This is a genomic window from Xenorhabdus stockiae (assembly GCF_002632825.1).
Taxonomy (GTDB): domain Bacteria; phylum Pseudomonadota; class Gammaproteobacteria; order Enterobacterales; family Enterobacteriaceae; genus Xenorhabdus; species Xenorhabdus stockiae.
The window spans coordinates 53,621-67,386 of the sequence record NZ_NJAJ01000009.1 but is presented as its reverse complement, the minus strand read 5'-3'; the positions used below and the strand labels follow the sequence as shown (position 1 = coordinate 67,386).

The 13,766-nt window shown below is 39.3% G+C and carries 14 protein-coding genes; 9 read left to right on the top strand and 5 right to left on the bottom strand.

The features are described from left to right. Window positions 1–41 precede the first annotated feature (41 nt). Entirely contained in the window at window positions 42–1,205 is a 1,164-nt protein-coding gene (locus Xsto_RS06130) for a porin (protein ID WP_099124393.1), read from the bottom strand. A gap of 543 nt (window positions 1,206–1,748) precedes the next feature. Here Xsto_RS06130 and Xsto_RS06125 point away from each other — a divergent pair. Beyond that, window positions 1,749–2,387, top strand: coding sequence for a TetR/AcrR family transcriptional regulator (locus tag Xsto_RS06125; protein ID WP_099124392.1), 639 nt, complete (start codon window positions 1,749–1,751; stop codon window positions 2,385–2,387). 93 nt (window positions 2,388–2,480) lie between these two features. Here Xsto_RS06125 and Xsto_RS06120 read toward each other — a convergent pair whose 3' ends face one another. Then, window positions 2,481–4,400, bottom strand: coding sequence for a BglG family transcription antiterminator (locus tag Xsto_RS06120; RefSeq protein WP_099124391.1), 1,920 nt, complete (start codon window positions 4,398–4,400; stop codon window positions 2,481–2,483). A 182-nt stretch (window positions 4,401–4,582) separates the two neighbouring features. On the opposite strand from Xsto_RS06120, the gene Xsto_RS06115 reads away from it, so the two are divergent. The 6 genes from Xsto_RS06115 (at window position 4,583) to Xsto_RS06090 (ending at window position 8,732) form a co-directional block, all read left to right on the top strand. Next, a complete protein-coding gene (locus tag Xsto_RS06115; protein WP_099108772.1) occupies window positions 4,583–4,897 on the top strand; it encodes a PTS sugar transporter subunit IIB in 315 nt (104 codons plus the stop codon). Window positions 4,898–4,998: 101 nt separating this feature from the next. Continuing rightward, window positions 4,999–6,222, top strand: coding sequence for a PTS transporter subunit EIIC (locus tag Xsto_RS06110; protein ID WP_211284294.1), 1,224 nt, complete (start codon window positions 4,999–5,001; stop codon window positions 6,220–6,222). 27 nt (window positions 6,223–6,249) lie between these two features. Then, on the top strand, window positions 6,250–6,612 hold the full coding sequence (locus Xsto_RS06105; RefSeq protein WP_099124390.1) for a PTS lactose/cellobiose transporter subunit IIA: 363 nt from the start codon (window positions 6,250–6,252) through the stop codon (window positions 6,610–6,612). After that, window positions 6,599–8,035: a glycoside hydrolase family 1 protein gene (locus Xsto_RS06100; protein ID WP_099124389.1), complete on the top strand. Its 1,437-nt coding sequence runs from the start codon at window positions 6,599–6,601 to the stop codon at window positions 8,033–8,035. The genes Xsto_RS06105 and Xsto_RS06100 overlap by 14 nt, the downstream gene beginning before the upstream one ends. A 19-nt stretch (window positions 8,036–8,054) precedes the next feature. Further along, the gene (locus tag Xsto_RS06095; RefSeq protein ID WP_099120696.1) at window positions 8,055–8,315 is read left to right on the top strand and encodes an HPr family phosphocarrier protein; all 261 of its coding nucleotides are present in this window, start codon (window positions 8,055–8,057) and stop codon (window positions 8,313–8,315) included. Between the two features lie 30 nt (window positions 8,316–8,345). Beyond that, window positions 8,346–8,732: a cytidine deaminase family protein gene (locus Xsto_RS06090; RefSeq protein WP_169926595.1), complete on the top strand. Its 387-nt coding sequence runs from the start codon at window positions 8,346–8,348 to the stop codon at window positions 8,730–8,732. Window positions 8,733–8,821: 89 nt separating this feature from the next. Here the strand turns inward: Xsto_RS06090 and Xsto_RS06085 are convergent, their stop codons facing one another. The 3 genes from Xsto_RS06085 to exbB form a co-directional block, all read right to left on the bottom strand. Beyond that, window positions 8,822–9,193, bottom strand: a complete 372-nt coding sequence (locus Xsto_RS06085) for a gp53-like domain-containing protein (RefSeq protein WP_099124388.1) — start codon at window positions 9,191–9,193, stop codon at window positions 8,822–8,824. Window positions 9,194–9,531: 338 nt separating this feature from the next. Continuing rightward, a complete protein-coding gene (gene exbD / locus Xsto_RS06080; protein WP_099108776.1) occupies window positions 9,532–9,957 on the bottom strand; it encodes a TonB system transport protein ExbD in 426 nt (141 codons plus the stop codon). Between the two features lie 6 nt (window positions 9,958–9,963). Further along, entirely contained in the window at window positions 9,964–10,995 is a 1,032-nt protein-coding gene (gene exbB, locus Xsto_RS06075) for a tonB-system energizer ExbB (RefSeq protein WP_099124387.1), read from the bottom strand. A 543-nt stretch (window positions 10,996–11,538) separates the two neighbouring features. Here exbB and metC point away from each other — a divergent pair. Next, the gene (gene metC / locus Xsto_RS06070) at window positions 11,539–12,732 is read left to right on the top strand and encodes a cystathionine beta-lyase (RefSeq protein ID WP_099124386.1); all 1,194 of its coding nucleotides are present in this window, start codon (window positions 11,539–11,541) and stop codon (window positions 12,730–12,732) included. Between the two features lie 233 nt (window positions 12,733–12,965). Beyond that, window positions 12,966–13,637: a DedA family protein gene (locus Xsto_RS06065; protein WP_099108779.1), complete on the top strand. Its 672-nt coding sequence runs from the start codon at window positions 12,966–12,968 to the stop codon at window positions 13,635–13,637. The last annotated feature ends 129 nt before the right edge of the window (window positions 13,638–13,766 follow it).

The following is a 13,766-nucleotide window of genomic DNA, read 5'->3' as shown; positions in this document are numbered from 1 at the left end:
CTCAATGACAGCACCATTGAGGCTCATTACTTCAGCTATTATCAGAAACGATATACGAGGCCAACACCCATTACGTTATCAGTATTAAGCTTAGTTGCTTTTGTGAAAGCATTATCTTTCAGAAGATTAATCTGATATTCAGCATAGGTGCCCAGATTTTTGTTGAAATTATAAGATGCACCGACAGAAATATACTTCACCAAATCTTCAGAATTTTTGTTTGTTAACAGATTATTCTCACCCAGATCCTTACCTAAATCTTTACCTTTGGAGTAAACATAAGCAATCCCCGGACGCAGACCAAAATCAAATTGATACTGAGCGGTTAACTCGATGTTTTCAGTTTTGTTTGCGAACATCACGCGGTTATCCACTGAGCTGCCAAATCGGGTCAGGTTACGCGCTTCTCCGTACATAGCGGCCAGATAAACGTTATTTTTATCGTATTTTGCTGATACCAGCCAGGCTTCTGCTTTGTTCCCTTTTGCCAGCACCTTAGCTGATGCAGTACCGTTTTTCTGATCTGTAGTACGGTTAGAATTGCCATAAGAAGCAGCTACAGTAAAACCATGCCCCAAATTATAGGAGCTGGAAAGACCGACACCATCACCATTCTGCCGCGCAATATCATTACGGGTATTTAGGGTTCCGCCATCATTCTTAGCCTGATATTGCAGGGCGAAATTCAAACCGTTTACTAACCCGAAAAAGTCAGTATTACGATAAGTTAACAACCCTGTTGCACGGCCCATCATGAAGTTCTCAGTGGCGGCCATACTATCCCCACCAAACACAGTCATCATATCTGTCAGAGCGTTAGCATCATAGACAACACCAAAGTTACGCCCATAATCCAGTGTGCCGTACTCACCCAGTTTAAAACCGACAAAAGCCAGACGCGTTCTTGCAAATTGGCTGCTTTCAACTTCAGTTCTACTGGCACCCATATTGAATTCCCAGCGCCCATACCCGGAAATAGAATCTGTAAGCTGGGTAGTTCCTCTAATACCAATACGACCAAAGGAATTATCCCCTGCTTCTTTGCTTTTTGATTTAGCAAAATAACGCTGAACTTCAGCTTTGCCATATAAATCTATTTTATTACCATCCTTATTATAAATTTCAGCCGCATTTGCAGTCCCAGTTATAAAACAAGCCGGAATTGCCATTGCTATTGCCATTGCTATTACGTTGTGTTTTGTCATTATTATGGTCCTCACTTGTATTGTTATTTTACCTTTTGCCACCGCCATGAAATACACTTTCTAAGAAACACTTATTCAATAAAGAAATTTCCCAAAAGATTAATTAGGCGGATTAACATTTAGCAATCTTTGTTACTTTATGGTTAATTTTGTAATTAGCAATAGCGATACTAAGATCCAATTTAACCTTTTGCTAACAAAATTTATCCAAAAGTGCTATCCTGTGAAGCAGGTCACGTAATGAGCAGAGATTCAATACTCTAATAGCATCAATTATGTCAATTAGTTATTAAAAACAGTAAGTTATAAAAAATCAGGCCAGTAATGAAAAAGAGACGATATAACTCTAAACAGCATTTTTCACTGTTAAGTATTATGGGCCACATGATAATCACTTATTGTAAATATTGACAACTGCCGAAGAGTTCTGTATTTCGTGGAAATTGGGATATTTCCTTTTATTCCGAGGGAGCATTCCTTATATTTTTAAATGAACAACGCCAATCCAGTACAATAAATATTAACAACCTATAAGGTGCTAAAATGGCAGAAAACTACCCGCGAGCACGAGGCAGACCAGCAATTCCAGAATCAGAAATACGCCAAAAAATTCATGATATTACTCTTTCTCTCTTGCTAAATCAGGGCTATAACAAAACAACCATGGATGTTATTGCCCAAAAAGCTAAAATCGCCAAAAAAACACTTTACCGTTTTTTTAAAAACAGAGAAGAACTAATTGAGCAAGTTGTATTAGACTGGCAAGATAATTCCCCTCCATCTCTAACCAAAAATGCCAGTACTTCCCATCAAGTGATAATATTATTAGAAAAATATTTAAAGGATATTTCTGATAAGTATTTGTCTGAAAATGAAGTGGGGTTATTTAAATTATTACAGTCTGATTTCCCTCATCGCAATACTTTACTGGAAAAGTATCAAAAAAGCGGTATCGAAAACAGTAAAGTTATTTTAGAAAGCTGGTTAAACAATCAACATGAGCAAGGAGTGTTAAATAAGTTTAATTATAATACTTTCAGTGAGCTGGCTATTTCCATGGTCATTTCTGAACCACTTAGGAAAATGGTATTAGGGCTGATCCCGCCTTTACCAGAAACAGATGTTTCACCACAGATTACAGCAATAATAAAATTAATATCTATTGGTTCAGATAAGAAATAAACCTTTCCATTCTAATTTTATTTCACAGCAAAAGAATTGGCGTTGAGGTTATAATAAAAATCAACGCCTGCTTTTTAATAATTAACAAAATCCTCATCTTTCAATATCAACATTATCACCTGATCTGATGAAGATTCTCCGAAACTGTTCAAAGCAAGTTATTTTATTTAGCTGATTAATCATTTCATCCTGACTGAAAACATCCAATAACGCATCATAACACTCCGCAAAACACGCCCTGTCGATTCTGTTTATCGCAATCAAAAAAACAACATGTACACGCTCACTTTCCCCCCAGAGAATACCTTTTGGGCTGATAGCGACTGCAACACCGGTCTTTATCGCATCCATCTTTGCTGAATGCGGTAATGCCAGCATACCAAACGCAGTTGAAGAAGCGCTTTCCCGCTGATAAACATAGCTGACAAAATCGGCCTCAGTATAGCCCTTTGCAAACATAGTCTGGCAGAGCACATCGATAAGTTCATCCCTATGCTGAAAACCGGGTTCAAACCAGAACAATCCAGGTTCAAAAAACAGGTCAAAATTACGTTGTAGCGCTCTTCTTTTCCTGTTCGCATTAGCGATATCAATTTTACCAAGCAACTGTGCACGCCTATCTCGCATCTGAAAAGGAGAGATACACACTGTTTCATATTTATGACTGAAAGGAATATTTATAGTTGTAATCAATAACTCAAATTCAAAACACTCCAGTTCAGAAGGCTGTGATATTATTTTAATAATATTTATTTCATCACCAAAATCACGTAATAACTGGTGGTATATTTTGTTTTCAATGCCCTTATAGCCCGGACATAAAAGTACTGTCTGTACTTTGTGGCCTTTAGTTTTTTGTCGTTCAAATTCAGCACCAACATGTAAAGCAAGAAAAGAAATCTCATCTTCATTCAGTTTATTACCAAAAAACTCATTTAATTGTAAGGAAATAAAAACAGCGATATCAAAAACAGTACGACATTCTTTTTTTATCATATCCAACATAGGGTTTCTGGTATGAACATTGTGCTGCAAGCGTATTTTCAGACCTGCAATATGCAAACAGAATAATGAAATAAAATCATCCGTTGCTAAATTAATCAAATAATGCTCTGCTACCGATTCAGCGAGCTGTCTGGAAAGCTGATATAAATCCGCTTTGTCTGATTCAATTAATTTACTTTTCCCTGTCTGAGTAATATTGGTATTGATTTTCAGTAAGGTGTAACAAAATTTTCTCTCATTCTCTTCTATAGGAGTATTAAAAGTATCTTGTAACCTGTCACACAGCTCTTCTGTTATTGATTTTAATCCCTGATTTTCTTCTATAAAGGCCAATTGGTTTTTTAAATACTTGCCATAATTTAATCGCTTGAGCAGTATCAAAAAGCGCAGCACAAGATTTGTATATGAGAGTTCATAAACAGAGTAGCCCCGATTATTAAATACCTGCGCAATAATATCAGATATAATTTCAACCTGCTGTTCCCCGAATAATATTACCAATTTTTTCAAATCCAGAGTTCTGTAGTCTGCCTGCTCCATGATGGTATGATAGGCTAACTCTCTTAAGTCCAGCTCAGAGCCTATAATTTCAAAGCGGTTATTTTTGCATAAGAACCTGACATTAAATTTTTCAAAGGAACCATTCATTTTATATATCACTGATTTTAAAGTTGAATCACTGATATATAAATCTGCACTGAGATCATAAATTTTATTACTTTTCCTGAATAACAGAATAGACTTAATCAGATAACATGCTCTTTCCTGATAGGTTCTCGGAAAATCACTGAGTTTTTGCTTCAATTTAAGATTTGAATCAGATGATAAAACATACCCTGAACGTCCGGAGATAATGATTTTACTCCTGTAGGATTCATTAATTTCCAGCACATAGTTTTTGACAGTTCTGATTGAAACATTTAAAACCTGAGATAATTTAACGGCTAAAACCGGGTTATTTTGTTCCATTAAGTAATTCAATAATTCTTTCTGCTTAGGCCTTAGCATTATAACCCCCCTGTTAAATGAACAAGTAACGCTTAAAACTTACAAATTAAACCAATTAAAAAAACAGAAAATTGCCCTCCTCAAGTGAAAACAGATAATTGAATATTAAATCCGAATTTAAGATAGTAGTTTATATATCCGAAAACAAAAATCAATTAGCGACAAAATAATGAGGAGTTTATATGAAAACCATTTTTATTATGTTGTGTTGTGGTGCTGGTATTTCCAGTGGAATGCTGGCTACAAAAACCAGAAATGCTGCCAGAAAAAAAGAATTATCCGTTACTGTTGAAGCCAGAAGCGAAAGCGAAGTTACTGAGTATTTTTCAGTAATCGATATTTTATTTCTTGGCCCTCATTATGCCTCCCAACAAGAAGAATTCCAGAAACATGCTGATATTTATAATATTCCCGTCATTGTCGTACCACAAAATATCTATGGCAAACTGGATGGCGAGGCATTGCTGGAATTAGCTATAGCCACACTAAACAAATAAATTGAATCATTAACATTATTATTTACAGCACCGGGGTTTTTTATTTATATCCAATTGATGGAAGAGAAAATAATAAAGAGAGATGCAAAATGAAAGCATTTATGTCGTGGTTATCTGATTCGTTTGCACCAGCGATGCAAAATTTCACTAAACGACCATGGGTTGCTGCTATTTCTGGTTCCATGCAGAAAAACATCCCGTTTATTTTAGCGGGTTCACTGATATTTTTTTATAATGTATTTCGTTCTTATCTTCCTTTTTTACCCAATCTTGGTCGAATAGCTGAATATTCCTTTGGCATGCTCGGCTTAATTACAGCGTTTATGATTGCCAATCAGATGATGGAAAAACTTCATCATTTTCGTTATACCCTGATTGCCGGCCTGACGTCCATTTGTGTTTATATGATGTTCATTAAGCCAGAGTTTTCTGACGGTAATATGATTGTTAGTTTTGAACGATTCGGCCCTGCGGGAATTTTACTGGGGATTGTCACCGGCCTGTTTGTTTCCTATCTTTTCCACTTATACACAAAAATAGGTTTTCTGAAAGACAGTACTCTACCTGATTTTGTCACTGGCTGGATACACGCCATTATTCCGATTCTGCTTTCTATCGGAATCGGAACATTATTAGTATTCACCTTTGAAATTGATATTTTCTCCCGCCTGCTTTACCTCTTTTCACCTATTGCTGCATTCGGTCAGACACTGCCGGGCTTTATATTGATGGCATTAATTCCGGCTATTGCATTCTCAATGGGGATTTCCGTCTGGACATTTACTGGCCTGCAAATGCCTATTTTTATGCTTGGTATCAGCACCAATATTACTTTGGTGGCGGCAGGTCAGGCCCCGACCAATATTGTGACTTATGAAACCATGTATACAGCGGCGTTGATCACAATGGGTGGAACCGGTGCCACTCTCGCATTGAATCTTTTAATGCTGTTTTCAAAATCCAGAGATCTTAAGGCAACAGGTTATATCTGTATCGGGCCTTCGTTTTTCAATATCAATGAGCCACTGGTGTTTGGTACACCAATTGTGCTCAACCCACTGCTCATGCTGCCGATGTGGATTAATGCGATCACCAGCCCGATCATTATCTGGGTGTTTATGCGCTCCGACTGGCTGAATATCCCTGCCAAAATGATTCAGGTCGGTCAAATACCAGCCCCGTTTTCCAGCGTCATGATTACTGAGGACTGGCGAGCAATCATCTGCTATTTGGTGCTAATGGCCGTGTTCCTCGTTACTTGGTATCCCTTCTTTAAAGTGTATGAGAAAAAACGCATTGAAGAAGAAAGCCTCAACGCAGCATAAACGACTCTACTACAAGGAAAAACAATCATGAATAGTGAGGAAAATATCTTAATTGCTATTTCTATGGAAATTATTCTCGATGCAGGTAATGCCAGAGAAAAAAGTGAAAAAGCAATGAAATTCGCTCGTAATGGCGATTTTGAAAATGCTCGCATATATATGGAAAAAGCACGAAAGATGATGTTGTCAGCTCATCAAACACAAACTGATGTTATTCAGAAAGAGACTCAGGGCGATGATATTAAATTAAGTCTGCTATTTATTCATGCTCAGGATACGTTAATGACGATACGCAGCGAATTACTCCTGAGAGAAGAAATAATTGGTTTATATAAACACATTAAAAGTGTGAACGATAATAAAGGAAAAAATCATCATGACGAAAAATAACACGCTATTTCCTGAAATGTTTCTCTGGGGAGCAGCAACCAGTGCTTATCAGGTTGAAGGCGCAGCAGAAAAATATGGTAAGAAATTATCACAGCAAGATATTCTCAATAATAAACCAGGGTTAGCTGATTCCCATATTACCAGTGATCATTATCATCGCTATAAAGAAGATGTTGCATTAATGAAAGAGCTGGGATTAAAAGCCTATCGTTTTTCTATCGCATGGTCGCGTATTTTTCCTGATGGCATCGGGAAACCCAATGATGAAGGCGTACAGTTTTACCATAATCTTATCGATGAATTATTAGAAAATGGTATTACCCCAATCCCAACACTTTATCATTATGATATGCCAATGGCTTTGGTGGAAAAATATCATGGCTGGATTGACAGGCAAAGTGTCAATGATTTTGCCTACTACGCTGAATTTGTTATCAGAGAATATAGCAAGAAAGCCAAGTACTGGCTGACGATTAATGAACAAAGCATTATCGTACAATTCTGGACGAAAAAATGTTTTATCCCTGAACAGTATCTCGATAACGAACAGATTAAATATCAGATAAATCATCACATGAATCTGGCTCACGCCATCGCCTGTAAATTAGTCCATCAATGGGTGCCGGAAGGTCAGGTTGGGGCAGCATTGGGATATTCAGCTATTTATCCGTTGACCAGCAAACCAGAAGATAATCTGGCAGCTCAGAATGCCAATGATCTGCGTAATTACTATTTCACCGATATTTATTTGAAAGGCGAATATAATCAATCCGCTTTGATCTACCTGAAAAGCCAGGGGCTGGCACCTAATATTGAAGATGGGGATATGGCGTTAATCAAAGAAGGATATTCTGATTTTCTGGCTCTCAATTACTATTGCAGCCATGCAGCCGCCGCCGCACCAGCAGGTGCTCAGAGGCGCATGGATGGCTTTAATCCGACAGGTATCAAAGGGCAAATGGACGGTTATGAGATCCAGCCTGATTACTATCAGATCCACAAAAACCCACAGCTTGATACTACCGACTGGGATTGGTCTATTGATCCGCTTGGGCTTGAGTATCTATTACGCGATTTATATACCCGTTATCAAAAGCCATTAATGATCACCGAAAATGGTTTTGGCGCTGATGATATTCTGGAATCTGATGGCACCATTCATGACAGCTATCGCATTGATTATCTGAAACAACACTTACAAGCGATTAAACGGGCAATGGATTCCGGCGTTGTCGTGCTTTCCTATAACCCGTGGAGTTTTATTGATCTTCTTTCCACCAGCAATGGTTACAAAAAGCGGTATGGTTTTGTTTACGTCAACCGCACTGATGACGATCTCAAAGATCTCGCCCGTTATAAGAAAGATTCGTTTTATTGGTATCAGAACGTTATCCAGACACGTGGTGGTTCATTAACTGAATGACGAAGGGATAGATAAAGTCATGATCGAATATTCCGTAATAGTAACAGCCCCTTCGGGGCTACATACCCGGCCTTCGGCACAACTCTGTAATTTAGCCAAGACTTATAGTGGCACAGTAGAAATTATCAGAGGAGATAAAGTTGCTAATTTAAAAAGCATGTTCAAAATTATGTCGATGGGAATTAAAAATGGCATGGAAATTATTGTTCGGGTAGAAGGAGAAAACGAAGAGGAAATGGCGAAATCCGTTGTTGATCTTATTCGTAGTATTAAAGAGTAAACTTTATTGTTTATTTATTGGAAATAAATTATGGTCTCTTTTGATGAAATGGAAAGTATTGCACACCAGCTTATTTCTCCGACACAATTAAATAAATATATTAAATATGGTCACGTCGCTGCGGCCATTCAGTGTGAATCCGGCCATATTTATACCGGAGTGAGTATTGATACTTCCTGCTCTATGGGATTTTGTGCAGAGCACGGTGCCATCGCCGATATGATAAAACATGGAGGGAACCGGATAATTAAAGTTATCGCGGTTAATAAATCTGGCGATATTATCCCTCCTTGTGGTCGTTGTCGCGAATTTATCAGCCAGATAAATCGGGAGAATATACACACCGAAGTGAAAGTTAATAAAGAGGTGGTTTTATCATTAGGTGAATTATTACCGTTTGATTGGAAAAACATTTAGATAATTTCATCATTATTTTACAATTTAAAAACAACTGCCAAAAAAATATGGCAGTTGTTTTAATGTTTTAATTTATACTAAAATATAAATTAATAACCTATAACAAGATATTGACCATTGATAGGAGTAGATTCCAGAATCTGATACTCCTTACCATCGTAACTAAAACTTCTACCAGCACACCAAGCTCTGAAACTATCTAAAGTACCATCAGGATATACCGCTGCAGCCATAGGAACAACCAATCCTTCTGTATCTACAATCTGAATATTTAAGATGACTTTTTTAAAAGGTATAGGTAAATTGACTTTATTTTCAACCAGTGGTTTAAATCTATGAATTCCCCATTGAATAATCAAACCGCTAGGTAATTCCTGATAACCACCATTTATAGATATCTGAGTAGGAAGATTGGCATTTCCACCGGTGGCAAACGCTTTAAAATCATTCTGGTTACTCATATTTTCTCCTTGGATAAATAAGAACACTGACCTAAATAGATTTAGTATTAAAATATCGACACAGGAAACAAAAATGGAGCAACTACAGTTATTCACTTAATCAAATACAACTGGAGATGTTAATTATATCATGACAGAGAATTAATTATTAATAAAACATCACTCCATTAATAATTAAGATGAAACCATTTTAATTAATCATTGTAGATGTAAGAACAGAAATATAAAACCAACATTAATCGATTCATTAATGATTTATTCTCACAAATGGAAAAAACCTGCCCGAATTTATTATTCGGGCAGGTTTTATTATTCATACAGAATTAATTTTGTAGCGTTTATTTCGCTTCTACCGCTTCCATTCCGACCAGTCCCACTTTGAGGTAACCCGCTTTACGCAGAGAGTCCATGACACTCATCAGAGTTTCATAATCCACGCTTTTATCCGCCTGGAAGAAAATCGTGGTCTCTTTATTGGACTGAGTTGTCTGATCCAAGACTGAAGAGAGCGAATCACGATCAACCTGTTGATCACCGACAAATAACTGGCTGTCTGCTTTTACCGTCAGAAAGACCGGTTTCTCCGGCCGTGGCTGTGGTTTGGCTGTTGATGCCGGTAAATCAACCTTGATATCAACGGTTGCCAGTGGTGCGGCCACCATAAAGATGATCAGCAACACTAACATGACATCAATAAAGGGTGTGACGTTAATCTCGTGTAATTCACCGCTATCGTCCAAATCTTCATTAAGACGTATTGCCATAATTAATTACCTTGCTTCTGCTTTATCAGTTTTTCTGTCAGCCAAATCAAGATCACGACCAAGCAACAAAATTGCCTGTGCCGCAGTATCACCAACCTGCCCACGGTATGATGAAATAACACGGGCAAAAATGTTATAGATAACGACCGCAGGAATTGCAGCGACCAGACCTAGTGCGGTTGCCAGCAGTGCTTCTGCAATACCCGGAGCAACAACGGCAAGGTTAGTGGTTTGTGAATGGGCAATACCAATGAAGCTGTTCATGATCCCCCAGACAGTTCCGAACAGGCCGACAAACGGTGAAATTGCACCGATAGTTGCCAGATAACCGTTTCCACGTCCCATATGGCGGCTGATTGCAGCAACTGCACGCTCCATACGGAATGATGTACGCTCTTTTGTACCGTCTTTATCGATACTTTCGGCAGATAAGCTGCGCTCAGTCTGTGCTTCGCTCAGTAACAAGCGGCTAATGCTGTTCTTACCGAAATCAGAGGAAATTTTTACTGCTTCATCCAGACTGGCAACATCAGCTAAAGCCAGTTGTTCTTTACGCAAGCGACGACGCGCTATTAACAGTTCAGATCCTTTAGAGAAAAAGAGTGCCCATGTAATAATAGAGGCAATCACCAGACCAATCATGACGCTTTTTACGACTGCGTCAGCATTCTGATACATACCAAAAACGGAAAGATCCGTCGCAAAACCGCTGGACAGATTTTCTGTTTCTGTCGCCACTGTGGTTTCTACTGCACCAGCTTCTGTTATTTCAGTAACTTCTGTAGTGACTGTTGGCTGTTCTGCCGTCGCTGCCTCGCCCGTTTTCTGCGCTTCACCTTGCTGTGTCTCTGTTTTCACTTCACTAGCCTGTGGAGCCACGGAAGATACCGGTGTTTCCGGCGCTGCTACCTGAGTGGCAGCCTGATTTTCTGGCGCGGTAACCGCTGTAGTTGGTGCAGTATTAGCTGGTGTAGTATCAGCCCATGCTGAACCTGTTAACCCGAATGCCAATAGAATAGAAGCTGTCAAATTACGCATCAGTTAGCCTTACTCTCTTTTTTATAGATTCTGTTACTTAGCAGTGAATCGCTACTCATCTTGCTAATCCTGATATATCTGTCGCCTTTCAAACCGCCTCTTTGTTGGCTGAAGCTCGAAATCGATTAGGTATATGTTTTATCACTTTTTGCCCAGTTTCATGTTTTTCATCACATAAGGGAAAAAGTCCGTTCCAAATGATATCAGACATTGAGCGATTTGATAGTAATTATCATTACTATTTAATAAAAAAAGTGGTAATAAAAAGGAGTTACTCCATCCATTTTTTCTTTTTGTACCGTTCTCACTCACCTTGAATTTTTGTCAAGTTGTAAGAATCCCTTTGTAAAAAACCGGACTATTCTTTTAACTTGCTAATGATCATACACAATGGATTTCAAGATGCGTCGCGGCGGCAAGGGAGTTCATCCCCAGGAGCATAGATAACTATGTGACTGGGGTGAACGAGTGCAGCCAACAAAGAGGCAACTTGAAAGACGAAGTGCATATTTAAGCAATCGTGATGAGTCAGGGGAGGGTTATATGTCAGAAAAAAAATTGGAAACCAGGCTAGTTGAAGTCGGGAGAAAGCGTAAATACACACAGGGAGCGGTTAATCCTATTATCCAGCGCACTTCATCCGTCATTTTCAAGACGGTTGATGATATGAGGCATGCGATAAAAAACAGGGCTAACGGTGAGCTGTTTTACGGGCGGCGTGGCACTCTGACGCATTTTGCTTTTCAGGAAGCAATGGCTGAACTGGAAGGTGGTGTGGGCTGTGCTTTGTATCCTTCGGGTACTGCCGCTATTACCAACAGCATTCTGGCATTTGTAGAAACAGGTGACCATGTTCTGCTAACCGGTACAGCTTATGAACCGACTCAGGAATTTTGCAAAAATATTCTTAAAAAGATGCATATCTCTACTGATTATTTTGATCCTCGACTCGGTGAAGAGATTGCCTCACTCATTCAGCCAAACACAAAAGTCATCTTTCTTGAATCCCCCGGTTCTCTCACTATGGAGGTTCAGGATATTCCCGCTATTGTACAGGCGGCCCGACGGGTTAATCCCGATATCGTTATTATGATCGATAATACCTGGGCTGCGGGTGTTCTTTTCAGAGCACTGGATTTTGGTGTCGATATTTCTATTCAGTCCGCGACAAAATATATTATCGGCCATTCAGATGGCATGCTCGGTACGGCTGTTGCCAATAAACGCTGTTGGGATCAATTACGGGAAAGCTCTTATTTGATGGGGCAGATTGCTGATCCTGATACTGTTTATTCCGCAAATCGAGGGTTACATACTCTGGCTGTCCGCTTAAAGCAACATGAAGAAAGCAGCCTTATCATTGCTAATTGGCTCTCCCAACGCCCCGAAGTCGCTGAGGTTTATCACCCTGCACTGCCTTCCTGTCCCGGTCATAACTATTTCCAACGCGATTTTACGGGTTCCTGCGGGCTGTTTTCTTTTATGCTGAATGTCAGCCTGACTCCCGGACAGCTCTCTGACTATCTGGATAATATGCAATATTTTAAAATGGCATTTTCCTGGGGAGGATTTGAATCACTCATTCTGGGCATTTCCCCTGAGTCACTCGCAATCCTGCGTAATTATCATTTTCCCCAAAAAACAGGAACGTTAATTCGTGTGCATATCGGGCTGGAAGATCCCCAGGATTTAATAGATGATCTGGATGCTGGCTTCTCCCGCATTACGTTGAGTTAACTGTATTTATTTTTATACTCTTCATTTTACAGGTGCTTCTTTGCTGGCAGTTTCCCCCCGCCACCACAACGCATCCTGTAATCCATGATGTGTATATGCTGAATCAAATCAACTATCCTGCTGTCGTTTTGCGGTACACTGGAACACATGGACTTGTATGATTAATTCGATTGTATGACACTGGTTGTACAAAAATTGTCATAAAGATATTGTACCGAAATTACAGGATAAATATGGAAACGTTAAGCGGGATCGTGCAAGCGCTTTGGCAGCATGATTTTACCCTACTCGCCAATCCCGATGTCATCTGGATTATTTATGGTGTTATCTTCGTCACACTGGTATTGGAAAACGGTTTATTGCCTGCCGCATTTCTGCCCGGTGATACTCTTTTGATCCTCACCGGAGCTTTAATTGCCAAAGGTGTCATGGGGTTTGTTCCGACTGTCATATTATTGACGATTGCTGCCAGTCTCGGATGCTGGCTGGGGTATTTGCAGGGGCGCTGGCTGGGACACACCCGAATGATCAAAAACTGGCTAGCCCAGCTTCCGGCAGAGCAGCGCCAACGGGCGAATGTCTTATTTGCCAAACACGGTTTAACGGCATTGCTAATCGGCCGTTTCCTCGCTTTTATCCGTACTCTCCTACCCACCTTCGCAGGTATTTCCGGTCTGAACAGCAAACGCTTTCAATTTTTTAATTGGTTAAGCGGCTTCTTATGGGTCATCATAATTGTGAGTTTTGGCTATGCCCTGAATCAGATACCCTTTGTTAAAGCACATCAGGATTTGGTCATGAATATTTTGATGATCTTACCTGTTATTCTGTTAATCAGCGGACTAGGTGCTTCGCTATTGATGTACTGGCGTCATAAAAAAGCATCATCACACAAAAACAAATGAGCAAATCGGTTATTTACCGCTGTTCCCAAAATCACACTATTTTTTCTAGCTATTAACTTATCAACAAAAAAATTAAACAATCCGAGTCCACTCAGACAAGCATCATACAGCCAATAATCTGGCATTAAG